The sequence below is a fragment of the Novosphingobium arvoryzae genome, from assembly GCF_014652615.1.
In the GTDB taxonomy this organism is placed as follows: Bacteria; Pseudomonadota; Alphaproteobacteria; order Sphingomonadales; family Sphingomonadaceae; genus Novosphingobium; species Novosphingobium arvoryzae.
Genome location: NZ_BMZD01000002.1, coordinates 137224 through 153594 on the forward strand (window position 1 = coordinate 137224; position 16371 = coordinate 153594).

Here is a 16371-nt window from a genome sequence, read left to right on the forward strand (position 1 = left end):
GAAAGCAGGTCAACCGCTCACTGCCTCAGCCGCGCAGGCTGGCGGAGAGCACCGCCCCGACCTTGTCGCTGATCTGCTGGACCGAGAACGGCTTGGGCAGGAAGTGGACATTGGCAATGTCGATCTCCTTGCGCAGCTGTTCCTCGGCATAGCCGGACATGAACAGAACCGGCAGGTCCGGGGCCAGCTTGCGGATTTCGCGGGCCATCGTCGGGCCGTCCATCGCCGGCATCACAACGTCGGACACGATCAGGTCGAACTGCGCGCCACCTTCGACGATTTCCAGTCCCTCATCGCCATCGGCAGCGGTGGTGACGGTATAGCCCGCGCGGGTCAGGGCGCGTTCGGCCACGGCGCGGACCATGTCCTCGTCCTCGACCAGCAGGATGCGCCCGCCCCCGGCCCATTCGGTCACGACTTCAGGCTTGGCCGCCTTGGCCGCGCGTTCTTCGGGCAAGGCATTGTGGACCGGCAGGTAGACCGTGAAGCGCGTGCCGCGCCCGACTTCGCTGTCGGCGAAGATGAACCCGCCCGATTGCTTGACGATGCCATAGACCGTCGAGAGGCCCAGCCCGGTGCCCTTGCCCTGCTCCTTGGTGGTGAAGAAGGGCTCGAAGATCTTGCCGAGGTGATCGGGGGGAATGCCGGTGCCGGTGTCCTCCACGATCAGCGCGGTGTAATCGGCCTGCGGCATGATCGCGCTGCGCATCGCCCGCACATCGGCCGCGGTGACCCGGCGGGTCGCAAGGGTCAGCTTGCCACCGCTCTCGCTGCGCGCCTGCATGGCATCGCGGGCATTCACCGCCAGGTTGACGATCACCTGTTCCAGCTGTGTCGGGTCGGCGCGGACCGGGCCCAGATCGCGGTCGTGAGTCACGACCAGCTGGATCTTCTCGCCGATCAGCCGCTTGAGCAGGTGCGACACGTCCGACACGACGTCAGGCAATTGCAGCACTTCCGGGCGCAGGGTCTGCTGGCGCGAGAACGCCAGCAATTGCCGGGTCAGGCTGGCCGCGCGGTTGGAATTGGCACGGATCTGCTGGATATCGTCGTAATCGCTGTCGCCGGGCGTGTGGCGCAGCAGCATCAGGTCGCAGGTGCCCAGGATCGCGGTCAGCACGTTGTTGAAATCATGCGCGACCCCGCCCGCCAACTGGCCGACGGCCTGCATCTTGGTCGCCTGCGCCACCTGCCGCTTCAGGCGGGTTTCCTCGGTGCTGTCGGTCAGCCCCAGCAAGACCGCCGCTTCACCCAGCCCGCGCACGCCCGCGAGGCTCAGCGAAACCGGGTCTTCGGGCTGGTGCCGCAACCGCACGGCAATGTCGCCGCTGCTAACCCCGCCTTGCGCAAACCGGCGGATCGCGTCGGACAGCGGGCCCTTGTCTTCCTGCACCACCAGGTCGGTCGGATAGATCGGCGGCGCATCGCCCTCGCGCCCGGCCGCACGCATGAACGCCGGGTTCGCGAACAGCAGCCGCCCGTCGCGATCGGCCATCGCCAACCCCAGCGGCAACTGGCTGAGCAGCGCCTCAAGATGCGGCGCGGCGGCCGATCCCTCTCCGCCGCCACCGCCAATGCCGACGCCCTGATCGACCAGCAGCATCAGCGACGGGGCCTGTTCGTAATCCAGCCCGCCTGCGGCATCGGGATCGGCCACCGGCAGGTAATACATCGTCAGCGGCGCGCCGCGCTTGCCCTCGCGCGCCCAGCTGATCCGGTCGCGCTCGTCCTGACGCAGGAGGCTGACGAAATCCTCTCCGCTCAGCAGCGCGGCGGCATCGCCCACGGCGCGCAGGGCAAAGCCGGGGCTGGCGATGCGGATCTTGCCATCGGGATCGACAATCGCGGCGGAAATGCCGGCCTGCGCCAGCGCGCGGCCCAGCTTGCCGGTCAGGTGCGGAACCAGTTCCGCCACCGGATCGGACGCGACCAGCGGCTGGATCGTCCAGACCAGGTAATCATCGCCGCGCCCCGCGCGCAGCGCCTCGGCCCGCCAGCGACCGGTCGGCCCTTCCACCACATCGGCCTGCCCGCGCCCGTCGCGCCAGCCCGCCCGGCCCGCCTTGGCCAGCCGTTCCAGCGAGGGATTGTCCACCGGCAGGCGCGGCGGGGCCTGGCCCGTGCCGAACCATTCCTCGAACCGGGCGTTGGCGCAGACCAGCCGCCCGGCACGGTCGATGATGGCAACGGCGCAATCCGGCCGGTCGATCGCCGCAACCGTGACGGACCAGTCCGGGATCACCTGTTCGGGTTCAAGGACCACCGGCTTCGGACGGTAAAAGGCCCAGGCAATGCTGCCGAATGCCGCGATGCCGGCCGCGAACACGCCCACCAGCACCGGCTGGCGCGTGGTGAACCAGACCGCCGCGATGCTCAGCACCACGGCCGCGCCCATCACCAGCGCGCCTTGCGGGCGACTGTCGCCTGACGCCTCGCGGCGTGCCGTCATTTGGTTTCGCGTCCTGCCATCAGTTGCTCAAGCTTCGCCCGGCGCTTGTGCCGGACCCACCAGTTCCAGGTGAACGAAGCCACCAGATAGCCCACCGCAGCGGTCACGGTCGAGATGATGAACAGCCCGATCACCAGCGCCGGAGCGGCATCCGAGAGCATCCAGTAGGCCCATTCGCGCACCCCGGCCCCATGCTCCATCAACGAATAAAACGTCGAAATATCAGCATGAAATCCCAGCTTGTTACCAAGGTAGATCGACCCGGCGAGGATCAGCGGGGTGGTCGCGGGATTGGACAGGAAGGTCATCAGCGCGGCAATCGGGATGTTGCCCCGGCTCGGCACGCACATCAGCGCCGCGCCCAGGATCTGGATGCCGGGGATCAGCGCAAAGATGCCCACCAACAGGCCCACCGCGACACCGCGCGGCACCGAGCGGCGCGTGAAGCGCCAAAGTTCCGGCCGACGCGCGAACGGGCCGACGAAGCGGCTGTGCTCCAGCTCCTCGCGCCGGGGCATGTTGCGGTTGGCCCAGGCCGCGATGCGGGCAACCAGCGCGCTCACTTGTAGTCCCGCATGATCCGGGACTGTTCGCGCTTCCAGTCGCGTTCCTTGATGGTCGCGCGCTTGTCCGCCACGTTCTTGCCCTTCGCCAGCGCCAGTTCCACCTTGGCCCGGCCGCGTCCGTTGAAATAGACCGACAGCGGGACCAGCGTCATGCCCTTGCGTTCAACCGCCCCTTGCAGGCGATCAACTTCGCGGCGGTGCAGCAGCAGCTTGCGCGGACGCTTGGGTTCGTGGTTGTAACGGTTGCCGTGGCTGAATTCGGGGACGTTGGAATTGACCAGCCAGACCTCGCCATTCTTCACTTCGGCATAGGATTCGGCGATCGAGCCTTCGCCGAAGCGCAGGCTCTTCACCTCGGTCCCGGTCAGCATGATGCCCGCTTCCAACGTCTCGTCGATGAAATAGTCGAAACGCGCGCGCCGGTTCTCGGCGACGACTTTCTTCTTGTCGAACTGGGCGTGGGTCGGGCGGGCCATGATAGGGCGCATGTAGGGAGGGTTTGGTAAAAAAGAAACGTATCAAACGCCCCCTTTTTACCGAACTGCCCGGAAACCTGCCCGTCAGACCAGCCCGGCGTGTTCCAGCGCCGCATCCACCGCCTTGCGGGCGGCGGCGCTGCACGGGACCAGCGGCAGGCGCAGCTCTTCCCCGATCCAGTCGTGCACGCGGCTCAGCGCGTACTTGACCGGCCCCGGCGAGGCATCGTCGAACATCGCGTAGTGCAGCGGATAGAGCTTGTCGTTCAGCTCGCGCGCCTTTTCCAGGTTGTTTTCGGCACACGCCGCCTGGAATTCCGCGCAAAGCTTGGGCGCGACATTGGCCGTCACCGAAATGCAGCCTACGCCGCCCGCCGCGTTGAACGGCAGGGCCAGTTCATCGTCGCCGGCGAGCTGGCACCAGTCCTTCGAAATTCCCATGCGATGATCGGTCACGCGCGACAGGTCGCCGCTGGCGTCCTTGATCGCGATGAAGGTGTCGGGATAGCGCCGCACCAGCTCGATCACAGTTTCCGGCTTGAGATCGGTCACGGTCCGCCCCGGCACGTTGTAGAGCACGATCGGCAGTTCCGTGTTTTCGGCCAGGAAGCTGAAATGCGCGATCAGCCCTTCCTGGCTGGGACGATTGTAATAGGGCGCAACGCACAGCCCCGCCGCCGCGCCGCTCTTCTTGGAAAAGTTCAGGTGCAGGCGGGCGTTCATCGTGTCGTTCGATCCGCAGCCCGCGATCACCGGCACCCGGCCCGCGGCCTGTTCGATGCAGACCTCGATCACGCGGTGGTGTTCGGCGTTCGACAGGGTCGATGCCTCACCCGTGGTGCCACAGGGAACGAGCGCGGCCGAGCCGTTCTCGATCTGCCAGTCGACCAGGCGGCGAAACGCCTTTTCATCGAAGGCGCCATCGCGAAACGGGGTGACCAGAGCCGGAATCGAGCCGGAAAACATGGACTTTACCTTTGCACTTGCCCCATAGGTGACGGCACCGGCCGCCCCGCGTTCGGGGTATCCCATCATTCATCGCCTGATAAGGAGCCTTTGGCGAAAATGTCCAGTATGCACCGCAAGACAATTCCTTTGTTGCTGGTAATGCTGGCTATCGCTCCGCATGCGGCCCTGGCCCAGTCCGGTGCCGACCGTGACGGGGCGGAGTGGGACCGCGCCCGCGCCGCGCTGCGCGCCGCGCCCGCCGGAAACATGGCGCAGGCGATTGCGCGGTGGAAGCTGCTATCCGCCTCGGAACGCTTCACCTTTGCCGATTATTCGGGCTTCATGCTCAGCTATCCGGGCTTTCCGGAAGAGGCCAAGATCCGGGTCTGGGCCGAGCGCGCGCTGGAACGCGAAAGCGCCGAACCCGGCCGGACGGTTGCCTTTTTCGATCGCTTTGCCCCCGTCACCAACGCCGCCCGTGCGCAATATGCCCTTGCCCTGTTCGCGCTGAACCGGCCCGAGGCGCTGACGGTGGCGCGCGCGGCCTGGCGCGGCGGCGCGATGAGCGATGCCGCAGAAGCGGCGCTCTCGGCGCGGATTGCCCACACCCTGACTCCGGCGGATCACGATGCGCGCATGGACGCCTTGCTGTGGGCCGGGGCTTCGGCGCAGGCGGAGCGGCAGTTGCTCTATGTTTCCGCCGCCGCCCGCCCGCGCTTTCTGGCGCGGATGGGGCTGGCCAACGGCACTGACCCCAATGGCACGGCGCTGCAACCCGGCGCGGAAGTGCTGCGCGATCCCGGCTATCTCTACAACCGCGCGCGGATGCTGCGGCAGGCCGGGCGCCAGGCCGAGGCGATCAGCCTGCTGGCCTATCGCGCGCCGCTGGCCGCCCCGCCACAGGACGTGCGCAAGTGGATTGCCGAGCAGCTGGCCAACGCCCGCCGCGCCGATGCCGACAGCGCGGTGCGGATCGCAAGCCTGATCGACGATGCCTTTGCCCCCGGCACCGATGTCGCCCGCGAATCGTTCCAGATTCGCGATGACTACACCTCGCTGATGTGGCTGGGCGGGACGATGGCGCTGAACGGGCTGCGCGACGGGGCGCGGGCCGCGCCGCTGTTCTGGCGCTACGGCGCGGCAGCGCGCACGCCGCAGACGCGCACCAAGGGCTTCTACTGGGCCGGCCGCGCGATGGCGGCGGCAGGCCGGGTGGCCGAGGCGAACCGCTATTTCGAAATGGCCGCCGCCTTTCCCGATCAGTATTACGGGATGCTGGCGCTGGAACGGCTGGGCCGGGCCATGCCCGCCTTCAACAACGTCCCCCGCGTTGTCCCGACCCGGGCCGAGCGGGACGCCTTCAACGCCCGCGCCCTGACGCTGGCCGTGCGCGAAGTGGCACGCGAGAGCGACTGGCCGACCGGGGTGCGCTTTTTCCGGGAAATCGCCAACCAGGCCGAAACCGAGGCGGAGCACGTGCTGGTGGCCGAGCTGGCGCGCGAACTGGGGCGGCGCGACTTGGGCGTGATCCTGGCGCAGGCCGCGCATACGGACGGGTTCGGCGATTTCCAGCAGATCGGCTTTCCGCTGATCCCGATTCCCGAAGGCGGCAACTGGACGATCATCCACGCCATCACCCGGCAGGAAAGCCAGTTCGCGATGAACGCGGTGAGCCATGCGGGTGCGCGGGGGCTGATGCAGCTGATGCCGGGCACCGCGCGCGAGCAGGCGGGCAAGATGGAACTGGCCTATGACCAGCAGGCGCTGACGCTGGACGCGGGCTATAACATCACGCTGGGCAATGCCTATTTCGCCCGCGTGCTGGACTATTTCGGCGGCAGCTATCCCCTGGCCATCGCGGCCTACAACGCCGGTCCGGGCAACGTGAACAAGTGGCTGCGGCTGAACGGCGATCCCCGCAACGGATCGGTCGACTGGATTGAATGGGTGGAGAAGATCCCGATTTCGGAAACGCGCGGCTATGTCCAGCGCGTGCTGGAAAACGCGGTCGTCTATGAAACGATGCACCCGGCCCGCGCCCGGATGCCCGGTCCCAATCCGCTCAGCCGGTTCATGGGCAAGCGCCAGCCCGGATGAAGCCTGCCCAATGAAGCCTGCCCAATGAAACCTGAAGGCCCTCCGATCACGCCCGCCGGGTTTGCCGCCCTGCGCGCGCGCTATGACCACCTGCTGGGGACCGAGCGCCCCGCGATCGTCGAGATCGTCAGCTGGGCCGCCGGCAATGGCGACCGCAGCGAGAACGGCGATTACCTCTATGGCCGCAAGCGGATGCGCGAGATCGACCGCGAGCTGGCGCATCTGGCCCGGCGGATGAAGTTCTGCCGGGTCGTCGATCCTGCCCGGCAGGAGGACCGCGGCCGCGTCTGGTTCGGCGCAACCGTGACCATCGCGGACGAGGACGACAACCAGCGTACCCTGACCCTGGTCGGTGACGACGAACAGGATGCCAGCGCGGGCCTGATCGGCTGGAGCGCCCCCCTCGCCCGCGCGCTGCGCGGCGCGGCGCCGGGCGATCTGCGCCGGGTCAGCCTGCCCGGGGGCGAGAAGGAATGGGAAGTGCTGGAGATTTCTTATCCCGCCGCGTGAGGCGGCGCTTTCCATTTCCGGGTTTCATCCCTATATCGGCGGCATCGCGGTATTTCGCCTGTAAGCGTCCGCGGCTGAGAGACCATCCGTGCTCCCGCTTACTGGCCGGAGCCCATTCATGGACCTCAATTCCCTGTATTTTCGCCATCAAGTGCTGCTGATCCGCGCGGCGGCCAGCGGCTCGCGCTCGCTGCGCGCAACCCACGTGGCCGCGGCCGAGGCGCTGGCCGGCACGATTGCCTGCCTGCAATTCCGCTCTGGCGCGCCCGCATCGCACGGCTGGGCCGCGATTGCCGATCCCGCCGCCGATTTCAGCCAGTGCGAGTGCGCCGCATGAGCCGGGCGATGAACATCAAGCTGACCGAGGCCGAAGTGCTGGCCGAATGCGCAACCCGCAACGTCAAGGTCAGCGCCATCGAGCCGCTGCCGGGCGTCGGCACGCACCTGGTCTGCGTCACCATCGAAGGGGCGGATGAAATCCGCGCGCGCCTGAAAAAGCACCTGATTACCGGAGCGGTGAAGCGCTTTCCGTTCTACCGCGTGCCCGGCGCCTGGTAAGGCCTTTCCCGCCAGCGCTGCTTCTGGCAAGGCTGGCGGAGCATGGCTGACATCATCAATCTCCGCCTGGCCCGCAAGGCCCGCGCCCGCAGCGACGCGCAAGTCGCAGCGGCGGAAAACCGCGCCCGGTTTGGCCAGACCAAGGCCGTGAAACAGGTTCGCGCGCTGGACGAAGCCCGCGCCGCCCGGCAACTGGACGGCGCAAAGCGCGGGGACGATTGATGCGCACCACGTATGACCATGCCACCGTGCGGCTCTATCACCTCGACAGCGAGCAGGAAGGCGGCGCGGCGACCACGCTGTGCTATGCCCCGCTGGCCGAGGCGCTGGCCATGGCGGCCGCCCAGCCAGAGGAATTGCAGGGCGGATTATTCATCGCCACCGACAACGATGTGGTGGCCTACCTCGACCTGATCGGGCAATAGCGCCGCCGATGAAACCCGTCGTTCCCGCCGCGATCCTTGCGCTGGCCGCGCTGGCCAGCCCGGCGCTCGCCCGCGATGCGCTGGGGATGTTCGGCGAATGGGCCGCCTTCCGCGATCCCGCCGTGCCGCGCTGCTACGCCATCGCCAAGGCCGCGCCCTCCACGCTGCAACGCGATTACCAGCCCTATGCCGATGTGGCCTATTGGCCCAGGCAGGGCGTGCGCGGGCAGGTCCACTTTCGCCTGTCGCGCAAGCTGGCGGCGGATGCGAAGATCACGCTCAGCATAGGCGGACAGAAAATCCCCCTGACGGGCGGTGGCGGGGATGCCTGGGCGGTGGACAAGCGCGGCGATGCCGCCATCGTCGCGGCCATGCGGTCGGCCCGTGAAATGACCGTCAGCGCCCGCGATGCGCGCGGCCGCGGCTTTTCCAACACCTGGCAACTGGCCGGGGCCGCAACCGCAATGGACGCCGCCGCCGTGGGGTGTGCCGCCATTCGCTAGCTTTTCCGGGCGCGGCGCACTATATCGCCGCGCTTATGGCCGATACTGCACTTATGCCCATCCCCGGACAGATCGATCCGGTGCCCGTCGCGCGCGACATCACCCCGCGTGCCGATGGCCGCATCGACCTGATCGGCCTGCCCCGCCCGCGCATTGCCGAACTGTTCGCCGCCGCCGGGCTCGACCCCAAGGCGGCCAAGCTGCGCGCCAAGCAGGTGTTCCACTGGCTCTATCACCGCGGCGTCACCGATTTCGAGGCGATGACCGACATTGCCAAGACCATGCGGCCCTGGCTGGCGGAGCGGTTCGTGATCGGCCGGCCGGAAATCGTGCTGGCCCAGCATTCCAGCGATGGCACCCGCAAGTGGCTGCTGCGCACCGATGACGGCCACGAATTCGAAATGGTCTTCATTCCCGATGCGGACCGCGGCACGCTGTGTGTTTCCAGCCAGGTCGGCTGCACGCTGAACTGCCGGTTCTGCCACACCGGCACGATGCGGCTGGTGCGCAACCTGACGCCGGGCGAGATTGTCGGGCAGGTCATGCTGGCGCGCGACGCGCTGGGCGAATGGCCGCGCGCGGGCCAGGCCGATCTGGCCGCACTGGGCGATGATCTGGTCGACGAGGACGGCGGCTATTCCTCTGACGGACGCCTCCTCACCAACATCGTCATGATGGGCATGGGCGAGCCGCTGTACAACTTCGACAACGTCCGCGATGCGCTGAAGCTGGTGATGGACGGCGATGGCCTCGCCCTGTCGAAGCGCCGCATCACCCTTTCGACCAGCGGCGTCGTGCCGATGATGGCCAAGTGCGGCGAAGAAATCGGCGTCAACCTGGCCGTCTCGCTCCACGCCGTCTCCAAGGACGTGCGCGACGAGATCGTCCCGATCAACCGCAAGTATGGCCTTGAAGAATTGCTGCAGGCCTGCGCCGATTACCCCGGCGCATCGAACGCGCGGCGCATCACGTTCGAGTACGTCATGCTCAAGGACAAGAACGACAGCGATGCCGACGCACGCGAACTGGTCCGCCTGATCAAGCAGTACAAGCTGCCCGCCAAGGTCAACCTGATCCCGTTCAACCCCTGGCCCGGCGCGATCTATGAATGCTCCACGCCAGAGCGTATCCGCCGCTTTTCCGACATCGTGTTCGAAGCCGGGATCAGCGCCCCGGTGCGCACCCCGCGCGGGCGCGACATCGACGCGGCCTGCGGCCAGCTGAAAACCGCCGCCCAGAAGATGAGCCGCGCCGAACTGGACCGTCTGGCCGAGGAAAAGCAGGCCGCGCTGGGCTAACGCAGCGCCGCCCCGGCGGCGATGGTATCCACCCGCCCGCCGATCCAGACTGCGCCGTCCGGCTCGATCCGGCAATGCACGCGGCCGTCCGCGCCGATCTGCTGGCCCTGCCGCGCGATATAGCGATCCTGCGCCAGACCGCTGGCGAACAGGTATTGGGCGGTGGCGGCATTGAGGCTGCCAGTAACGGGATCTTCCTTCAGCTCGCCATTGGCGTTGGCGAAAAACGCGCGCACTTCCCAGGCCGGATCGCTGTCGTCATGCGGCCCGACCAGCCCCACATCGGTGCCCAGCGGCGCGCGGGCCACCGGCTGCGCCGCCAGCACAGCGGCGGCAGAGCGCAGCCGCAGCAGTTTCCACCCCGGTCCGTTGTTGGCGTGCACCGCATCGACGATGCCCGCTTCGTCCACCCCGGTCAGCCGCGCCACTTCGGCCCGCTCCTCCGCCGAGAGCGGCCCGCCTTTCACCAGCGGCGGGGCCTTGAACGCCAGCAGCTCGCCCTCGATCCGCACCTCGACCAGCCCGACCCCGCATTCCTGCACGACCACGCCCGCGCGCTTGGGCTGTCCCCCGGCGCGCAACCAGGCGTGGGCCGTGCCCAGCGTCGGATGGCCCGCGAACGGCAATTCGCCCGCCGGATAGAAAATCCGCACCCGGTAATCGGCATCGGGATGCGTCGGCGGCAGCAGGAAGGTGCACTCCGAAAAGCCGATCCAGCGCGTCAGGCGCAGCATCGCCTCGGCGCTCATCCCGTCAGCGGCGTGGACCACGCCCAGCGGATTGCCCGCCATGGCCCGCGCCCCGAACACATCGACCAGATCAAGCTGCATGCGCGATTCTCCTTCAGGCGGACGCAGGGCTAACCGCTCGTCGCGGCAAGGCAACTGTCCAACGCGCCGTTCATCGCCCGTTTTGGCGATCCGGCGCAAGGTATCCGGGTCGCAACTGCTCAACCCGAAAGGAACAAGCAGCCATGAAGAAACCCATTCTGGCCCTGATGATGGCCGCCGTCACCCTCCCCGCCGCCCCCGCGCTGGCCGATCCGCCGCACTGGGCCCCGGCCCACGGCTACCGCGCCAAGCAGGGCGGCATCGCCTATCGCACCACCGACAACGGCATCCGCTACTGGCGGGGCGAGGACGGGCGCTATTACTGCAAGCGGTCCAACGGCACCACCGGCCTGCTGGTCGGCGCGGCGCTGGGCGCGCTGGTCGGCCGTGCGGTCGATACGCGCGGCGAACGCACCACCGGCACGATCCTGGGCGCGGCAGCCGGGGCGCTGATCGGCAAGGAACTGGATAGCGGCCCGACCCGCTGCCGCTAGGCGGCATGGACCGGGTCTTTCGTCCCCTGCCGATTGACGCGGCGGGCCATCGTCCGCATGGGTTGCGGCGATGACCCGACCCGCTGTTCTCGTTACCGGAGGCGCCCGGCGCATTGGCGCCGTGCTGACCCGCACGTTCGCGGCGGCAGGCTGGCACGTGGTGATCCACGTCAAGGATTCGGTCCGCGATGCCCAGACCCTCGCCGCCACGCTGCCCTCGGCCGAAGTCGTCACCTGCGACCTGACCGATCCCGCCGCCGCCGCCGCCATGATCGAGCAGGTGGCCGCGCGGCTGGATGACTGGCGGGTGCTGGTGAACTGCGCGGCCGTATTCAACCTTGATACCGCCGCCGCCATCGACCATCCGACCTATGTCGAGGCCGTGACCGTCAATGCCGAAAGCCCGGCCCGCATGGCGCAGGCATTCCTGGCCCATGCGCGGTCCGCTGGTGGCCGCCGGGTAATCAATTTCCTCGACCAGAAGCTGCGCAACCCGAACCCGGATTTCTTCAGCTACACGATGGCCAAGCATGGCCTCGCCGCCGCCACCACGATGCAGGCGATGGCGCAGACCAGCGCCACGGACCGGGTCTATGGCCTTGCCCCCGGCGCGATGATGGCCAGTTTCGACCAGGCGCCGGAGGAGCACGAGATCAGCGGGCGGATGAACCTGCTGCGCCGCCTGACCGATCCGCAGGAACTGGCCGACGCGGCGCTGTGGCTGGCCGACGGCTGGCTGGCCAGCGGAGAAACCCTGTTCATCGATTCCGGCCAGCATTTGCTGGCGCAGCCGCGCGACGTGCTCTACCTCGCGCGGGCATGATTCCCGATCCGCTCAGCATCTTCACCGCGTCCACCGCCGTCGTTGCCCTCGCCGAAATCGGCGACAAGACGATGCTGCTGGCAATCGTCCTTGCCGCGCGGCTGCGGGCGCACTGGCAGATCCTGGCCGGGATCCTGGTCGCCACGCTGGCCAACCACGGCCTTGCCGCGCTGATCGGGCAGGAAGTGGCCGGGCTGCTGGACGCGCCGTGGTTCCGCACGGCGGTCGCGCTGGGCTTCATCGCCATGGCCGCCTGGACGCTGGTGCCCGACAAGCTGGACGATGACGAAGACAGCTTCGCCCATCGCGGCGGCGCATTCCTGACCACGCTGGTCGCGTTCTTCCTGGTCGAAATGGGCGACAAGACCCAGATCGCCACGATCGCGCTGGGCGCACAGTATCAGGATGTGGTCATCGTGGCCGCCGGCACCACGCTGGGGATGATGCTGGCCAATGCGCCCGCCGTGTTCCTGGGCGAGGAGCTGGTCAAGCGCGTCTCGCTGAACGCCACGCGCATTGCCGCGGCGCTGCTGTTCCTGGTGCTGGGGCTGTGGCAGCTGGCCGGGATTTTCGGCTGGCTCTGACCCCCTTGCCGCCACGCCGCTGGTAAGGCCGTCATTAGGACTTGTCTCTGCGCGCAGGAGGCATAGTCTTCCTGCCCATGTGGTTACTCGACAGGATGCTTCGTGCGCTGGTCCGGGATGGCCAGCTGGTCGTCACCGATCATGACGGCACGGTCTATCGCTATGGCGATGCCGCTGCCGATCCGGTCCGCATCCGCTTTACCGACAAGGGCGCGGCATTCCACGTCGCCCGCGATCCGCGGGTCGGCGCGGGGGAAGCCTACATGGACGGGCGGCTGGTGGTGGAACCGCCGCACGACATCCGCGACATGGTGCTGCTGGTCATGCGCAACGCCAACCGTCCCGGCGGAAAGCTGGGGCCGCCCAGCCGCCTGCGCCGCGCGGTGGACTGGGCCGTGGCCAAGGCGGACCAGATCAACCTGCGCGCCAAGGCCAGCACCAACGTCACCCACCACTATGACCTGACCCGCCAGTTCTATGAACTGTTCCTCGACGAGGACCGGCAATACACGATGGCCTATTTTCGCGATCCGGCCAATTCGCTGGAACGCGCGCAATTGGACAAGCAAGCGCTGATCGCGGCCAAGCTGCGGCTGGTGCCGGGCCAGTGCGAAGGCATGCGGATGCTGGACATCGGCTGCGGCTGGGGCGGCCTTGGCCTCTATCTCCATCGCCATTTCGGGATCGAGGTTCTGGGCGTGTCGCTCGCCCCCGATCAAGTCCGCTTCGCCAACGAACGCGCCGAGGCCGCCGGGGTGGCGGACAAGGTGAAGTTCCAGTTGATCGACTACCGCGATGTCACCGGCCAGTTCGACCGGATCACCAGCGTCGGCATGATCGAACACGTCGGCGCGCCCCACTTTGGCGAATACTTTGCCAAGACGAACGAGTTGCTGGCCGATGACGGCATCATGCTGACCCACACCATCGGCCGCACCGGCCCGCCCGGCACGACCGACAAGTGGACTCGCAAGTACATCTTCCCCGGCGGCTACATCCCGGCGATGAGTGAGCTGGTCGCCGCGCTGGAGCGCACTCGGTGGGAAATCGCGGATATCGAGGTGCTGCGTTATCACTACGCCCACACCCTGGCCGAATGGTATGCCCGCACCTGCCAGCACGAGGCGGAGATCACCGCGCTCTACGACGCGCGGCTGTTCCGCATGTGGCAGTTCTATCTGGCGGGGGCCGAACAGAGCTTCCGGTCAGGCGGGATGGTCAATTTCCATATCCAGAGCGTGAAACGCCGCAGCGCCGTGCCGATGACCCGCGACTACATCAGCGCCGAAGCTGCGCGGCTCTCCGCGCTCGACGAAGCGCCCAAGTGGCATCTGGCCAGGGACTGAGCGAAAGCCCGGTCAGTCCGGATACGCGGCGTTCATCACATCCCAGCTCAGCGCGACCAGTTGCTCCAGCACTGCCAGATCGACCTGATCCAGCCGCTTGATATAGAGGCACGACTTGCCGGTGGTGTGCTTGCCCAGCCGCGCGAACAGGTCATCCGCCTCCGCCTGCCGGTTCACGTAGTTGCCCATCAGGTAGATCGTCATCGCGGCCTTGCGCGGAGAAAACCCGCCCCGGCACATCACCCCTTCGCGCCCGCTGTCATAGCGGTAGTGATAGCTGCCATAGCCGACGATGCTCGGCCCCCACAGCTTGGGCTCGCACCCAGTCACCCGGCGGTGGAGCGCATCGATCACTCCGGCCTCGGCCCGGCAGCGTTCATCCGGTACGGCGGCGAGGAAATCGGCCACGCTGGCCTCGGTCGCGGTGGTTTTCATGTCCGCTTTGGCCACGCGCCTTCCTCCCCTTGCCGTCACGGCCCCCATGGCTTAGGGGCGCGCTGCAATCCTAACGTCAACGCAGTGGAACTCCAGCCCATGTCGGAAATCAAGAAAGTCGTCCTCGCGTATTCCGGCGGCCTCGACACCTCGGTCATTCTGAAGTGGCTGCAAGTCACCTACAACTGCGAAGTGGTGACTTTCACCGCCGACCTCGGCCAGGGCGAGGAACTGGAACCGGCGCGCGCCAAGGCCAAGCTGATGGGCCTGCCGGATGCGAACATCTACATCGACGACCTGCGCGAGGAATTCGTCCGCGACTTCGTGTTCCCGATGATGCGCGCAAATGCCCGCTACGAAGGCGACTACCTGCTGGGCACGTCCATCGCCCGCCCGCTGATTTCCAAGCGCCTGATCGAGATCGCGCACGAAACCGGCGCCGATGCCGTGGCGCACGGCGCGACCGGCAAGGGCAACGACCAGGTGCGGTTCGAGTTGTCCGCCTATGCGCTGGACCCGAACATCAAGGTCATCGCCCCCTGGCGCGAATGGGACCTGACCAGCCGCACCGCGCTGATCGCGTGGGCTGAACAGCACCAGATCCCCGTCCCCAAGGACAAGCGCGGCGAAAGCCCGTTCAGCACCGACGCAAACCTCCTCCACACCTCGTCCGAGGGCAAGGTGCTGGAAGATCCGTGGGAAGAAACCCCGGACTATGTCTATTCGCGCACGGTCAACCCGGAAGACGCGCCCGACGCCCCGGAATACATCACGATCGATTTCGAGAGCGGTGATGGCGTGGCGCTGAACGGCGTGGCGATGAGCCCGGCCACCCTGCTGACCGCGCTCAACGAACTTGGCCGCAAGCATGGCATCGGCCGGCTCGACCTGGTCGAAAACCGCTTCGTCGGCATGAAGAGCCGCGGGATGTACGAAACCCCCGGCGGCGAAATCTATGCCCGCGCGCATCGCGGCATCGAACAGATCACGCTCGATCGCGGCGCAGCCCATCTGAAGGATGAGCTGATGCCCAAGTATGCCGAGCTGATCTACAACGGCTTCTGGTTCGCGCCGGAACGCGAAATGCTCCAGGCCGCGATCGATCACAGCCAGGAAAAGGTGTCCGGCACCGTCCGCCTGAAGCTCTACAAGGGCCAGGCCTCGGTCGTGGGCCGCAAGTCGCCCAACTCGCTCTATTCCGAACGCCACGTGACGTTCGAGGACGACGCGGGCGCCTATAACCAGAAGGACGCCGCCGGTTTCATCAAGCTGAATGCGCTCCGGTTGCGCCTCTTGGCGCAGAGAGACCGGTAACGCTTGCGCCTCTTGGCGCAGCGGGACCGCTAAGCGCGAAGAAAACCGGGCCGTTTGACGGCCTATCCTGATTCTGTCCACCGCAAGGGCTGGGTTATCCACCGCCAAAATGGCGACTTGTGGATAACTCGGCCCTGCGCTGCTTGTGCGACTCAGCGATGAGGCGCAGCTTCAAGTCATCGAGAGGCTGAAATCGAACTTGAAAATTCGGCGGGAAACCACTGGATAAAAAGGGAAAACAGAAACCTCAAGATACCGGCGGCGATGCCCGCAGCAGTATCGGAAAACACGCTTGGCACACTCTTCGGAGCCGCCCAGCGAACCGCAGATGCAGCGAGAGGCGCAAGGCCGGTTGACCGCTTCAGGGCGGCCCGAACGGACACAGGGAAAGCAGCGTTTCGGCGCAGCGGAACGAAAGTCCGGGCAGGCAAGGCTGGAAACGGTCGCGGAACCGCCAGGCGGCGGAAACGGCTCTCGGGCCGGAACCGCCGCCTGACGGGACCACCACGCCGGCAAAGAGACGCCGGGCGAGGAACGCCGGTGCCTTGGCACCTCCGGGCTCGCAAGTGGCAGAACGGCAGGGGAAGGCAGCAATTGCCGGAACTCGCCGGACCGGATGCCGCCAGGCATTACCACGGTCGATCTGCCGCACAGTACCCCGGGAAAGGCGGTCGCCCAACTCGACCGGAACCGATGCAGGCGCGTGTGGGGCTGG

Annotated in this window: 19 protein-coding genes; 13 read left to right on the forward strand and 6 right to left on the reverse strand. The window is 67.1% G+C overall.

Annotated features, from left to right (window positions below; translation table 11 throughout):
- Nucleotides 1–25: 25 nt before the first annotated feature.
- The 4 genes from IE113_RS03915 to dapA all read right to left on the reverse strand — a co-directional run bounded on the left by IE113_RS03915 (nucleotide 26) and on the right by dapA (nucleotide 4457).
- On the reverse strand, nucleotides 26–2449 hold the full coding sequence (locus tag IE113_RS03915; RefSeq protein ID WP_189539125.1) for a hybrid sensor histidine kinase/response regulator: 2424 nt from the start codon (nucleotides 2447–2449) through the stop codon (nucleotides 26–28).
- Nucleotides 2446–3012, reverse strand: a complete 567-nt coding sequence (locus IE113_RS03920) for a DUF2062 domain-containing protein (protein WP_229822135.1) — start codon at nucleotides 3010–3012, stop codon at nucleotides 2446–2448. The genes IE113_RS03915 and IE113_RS03920 overlap by 4 nt, the downstream gene beginning before the upstream one ends.
- On the reverse strand, nucleotides 3009–3491 hold the full coding sequence (gene smpB, locus IE113_RS03925; protein ID WP_189539618.1) for an SsrA-binding protein SmpB: 483 nt from the start codon (nucleotides 3489–3491) through the stop codon (nucleotides 3009–3011). Before smpB ends, IE113_RS03920 begins: the two co-directional genes overlap by 4 nt.
- Nucleotides 3492–3575: 84 nt before the next feature.
- Nucleotides 3576–4457: a 4-hydroxy-tetrahydrodipicolinate synthase gene (dapA, locus tag IE113_RS03930; RefSeq protein WP_189539619.1), complete on the reverse strand. Its 882-nt coding sequence runs from the start codon at nucleotides 4455–4457 to the stop codon at nucleotides 3576–3578.
- Nucleotides 4458–4598: 141 nt separating this feature from the next.
- On the opposite strand from dapA, the gene IE113_RS03935 reads away from it, so the two are divergent.
- From IE113_RS03935 to rlmN, 8 genes are all read left to right on the forward strand, one after another.
- Complete coding sequence (locus IE113_RS03935) at nucleotides 4599–6536, forward strand: lytic transglycosylase domain-containing protein (RefSeq protein WP_229822136.1); 1938 nt, start codon at nucleotides 4599–4601, stop codon at nucleotides 6534–6536.
- Between the two features lie 24 nt (nucleotides 6537–6560).
- A complete protein-coding gene (locus IE113_RS03940) occupies nucleotides 6561–7046 on the forward strand; it encodes a GreA/GreB family elongation factor (protein WP_189539127.1) in 486 nt (161 codons plus the stop codon).
- A 118-nt stretch (nucleotides 7047–7164) separates the two neighbouring features.
- Nucleotides 7165–7383 (forward strand): hypothetical protein, encoded by a 219-nt coding sequence (locus tag IE113_RS03945; protein WP_189539128.1) that lies wholly within the window; start codon nucleotides 7165–7167, stop codon nucleotides 7381–7383.
- The gene (locus IE113_RS03950) at nucleotides 7380–7604 is read left to right on the forward strand and encodes a hypothetical protein (protein WP_189539621.1); all 225 of its coding nucleotides are present in this window, start codon (nucleotides 7380–7382) and stop codon (nucleotides 7602–7604) included. Before IE113_RS03945 ends, IE113_RS03950 begins: the two co-directional genes overlap by 4 nt.
- A gap of 42 nt (nucleotides 7605–7646) precedes the next feature.
- Entirely contained in the window at nucleotides 7647–7826 is a 180-nt protein-coding gene (locus IE113_RS03955) for a DUF4169 family protein (RefSeq protein WP_189539129.1), read from the forward strand.
- Complete coding sequence (locus tag IE113_RS03960) at nucleotides 7826–8029, forward strand: hypothetical protein (protein WP_189539130.1); 204 nt, start codon at nucleotides 7826–7828, stop codon at nucleotides 8027–8029. The genes IE113_RS03955 and IE113_RS03960 overlap by 1 nt, the downstream gene beginning before the upstream one ends.
- 8 nt (nucleotides 8030–8037) lie before the next feature.
- A complete protein-coding gene (locus IE113_RS03965; protein ID WP_189539131.1) occupies nucleotides 8038–8532 on the forward strand; it encodes a hypothetical protein in 495 nt (164 codons plus the stop codon).
- Nucleotides 8533–8567: 35 nt separating this feature from the next.
- Complete coding sequence (gene rlmN, locus IE113_RS03970; RefSeq protein WP_189539132.1) at nucleotides 8568–9830, forward strand: dual-specificity RNA methyltransferase RlmN; 1263 nt, start codon at nucleotides 8568–8570, stop codon at nucleotides 9828–9830.
- Here rlmN and IE113_RS03975 read toward each other — a convergent pair.
- Entirely contained in the window at nucleotides 9827–10660 is an 834-nt protein-coding gene (locus IE113_RS03975; protein ID WP_189539133.1) for a PhzF family phenazine biosynthesis protein, read from the reverse strand. The genes rlmN and IE113_RS03975 overlap by 4 nt on opposite strands.
- Nucleotides 10661–10803: 143 nt before the next feature.
- On the opposite strand from IE113_RS03975, the gene IE113_RS03980 reads away from it, so the two are divergent.
- The 4 genes from IE113_RS03980 to IE113_RS03995 all read left to right on the forward strand — a co-directional run bounded on the left by IE113_RS03980 (nucleotide 10804) and on the right by IE113_RS03995 (nucleotide 13907).
- Nucleotides 10804–11154: a glycine zipper 2TM domain-containing protein gene (locus IE113_RS03980; protein WP_189539134.1), complete on the forward strand. Its 351-nt coding sequence runs from the start codon at nucleotides 10804–10806 to the stop codon at nucleotides 11152–11154.
- Between the two features lie 70 nt (nucleotides 11155–11224).
- Nucleotides 11225–11977, forward strand: coding sequence for an SDR family oxidoreductase (locus IE113_RS03985; RefSeq protein ID WP_189539135.1), 753 nt, complete (start codon nucleotides 11225–11227; stop codon nucleotides 11975–11977).
- Nucleotides 11974–12561, forward strand: a complete 588-nt coding sequence (locus tag IE113_RS03990) for a TMEM165/GDT1 family protein (protein ID WP_189539136.1) — start codon at nucleotides 11974–11976, stop codon at nucleotides 12559–12561. The genes IE113_RS03985 and IE113_RS03990 overlap by 4 nt, the downstream gene beginning before the upstream one ends.
- 77 nt (nucleotides 12562–12638) lie before the next feature.
- Complete coding sequence (locus tag IE113_RS03995) at nucleotides 12639–13907, forward strand: SAM-dependent methyltransferase (RefSeq protein ID WP_189539137.1); 1269 nt, start codon at nucleotides 12639–12641, stop codon at nucleotides 13905–13907.
- A gap of 12 nt (nucleotides 13908–13919) precedes the next feature.
- Here IE113_RS03995 and IE113_RS04000 read toward each other — a convergent pair whose 3' ends face one another.
- Nucleotides 13920–14357, reverse strand: a complete 438-nt coding sequence (locus IE113_RS04000; protein ID WP_189539138.1) for a DUF1801 domain-containing protein — start codon at nucleotides 14355–14357, stop codon at nucleotides 13920–13922.
- An 84-nt stretch (nucleotides 14358–14441) separates the two neighbouring features.
- Between IE113_RS04000 and IE113_RS04005 the strand changes: the two genes are divergently transcribed.
- Nucleotides 14442–15656, forward strand: a complete 1215-nt coding sequence (locus IE113_RS04005) for an argininosuccinate synthase (protein ID WP_189539139.1) — start codon at nucleotides 14442–14444, stop codon at nucleotides 15654–15656.
- Nucleotides 15657–16371 lie beyond the last annotated feature (715 nt).

Coding starts and splice junctions, on each gene's coding strand:
- IE113_RS03915 (WP_189539125.1), bottom strand. CDS start 2,449: ATGACGGCACGCCGCGAGGCGTCAGGCGACAGTCGCCCGCAAGGCGCG.
- smpB (WP_189539618.1), bottom strand. CDS start 3,491: ATGGCCCGCCCGACCCACGCCCAGTTCGACAAGAAGAAAGTCGTCGCC.
- dapA (WP_189539619.1), bottom strand. CDS start 4,457: ATGTTTTCCGGCTCGATTCCGGCTCTGGTCACCCCGTTTCGCGATGGC.
- IE113_RS03935 (WP_229822136.1), top strand. CDS start 4,599: ATGCTGGCTATCGCTCCGCATGCGGCCCTGGCCCAGTCCGGTGCCGAC.
- IE113_RS03940 (WP_189539127.1), top strand. CDS start 6,561: ATGAAACCTGAAGGCCCTCCGATCACGCCCGCCGGGTTTGCCGCCCTG.
- IE113_RS03945 (WP_189539128.1), top strand. CDS start 7,165: ATGGACCTCAATTCCCTGTATTTTCGCCATCAAGTGCTGCTGATCCGC.
- IE113_RS03950 (WP_189539621.1), top strand. CDS start 7,380: ATGAGCCGGGCGATGAACATCAAGCTGACCGAGGCCGAAGTGCTGGCC.
- IE113_RS03955 (WP_189539129.1), top strand. CDS start 7,647: ATGGCTGACATCATCAATCTCCGCCTGGCCCGCAAGGCCCGCGCCCGC.
- IE113_RS03960 (WP_189539130.1), top strand. CDS start 7,826: ATGCGCACCACGTATGACCATGCCACCGTGCGGCTCTATCACCTCGAC.
- IE113_RS03965 (WP_189539131.1), top strand. CDS start 8,038: ATGAAACCCGTCGTTCCCGCCGCGATCCTTGCGCTGGCCGCGCTGGCC.
- rlmN (WP_189539132.1), top strand. CDS start 8,568: ATGGCCGATACTGCACTTATGCCCATCCCCGGACAGATCGATCCGGTG.
- IE113_RS03975 (WP_189539133.1), bottom strand. CDS start 10,660: ATGCAGCTTGATCTGGTCGATGTGTTCGGGGCGCGGGCCATGGCGGGC.
- IE113_RS03980 (WP_189539134.1), top strand. CDS start 10,804: ATGAAGAAACCCATTCTGGCCCTGATGATGGCCGCCGTCACCCTCCCC.
- IE113_RS03985 (WP_189539135.1), top strand. CDS start 11,225: ATGACCCGACCCGCTGTTCTCGTTACCGGAGGCGCCCGGCGCATTGGC.
- IE113_RS03990 (WP_189539136.1), top strand. CDS start 11,974: ATGATTCCCGATCCGCTCAGCATCTTCACCGCGTCCACCGCCGTCGTT.
- IE113_RS03995 (WP_189539137.1), top strand. CDS start 12,639: ATGTGGTTACTCGACAGGATGCTTCGTGCGCTGGTCCGGGATGGCCAG.
- IE113_RS04005 (WP_189539139.1), top strand. CDS start 14,442: ATGTCGGAAATCAAGAAAGTCGTCCTCGCGTATTCCGGCGGCCTCGAC.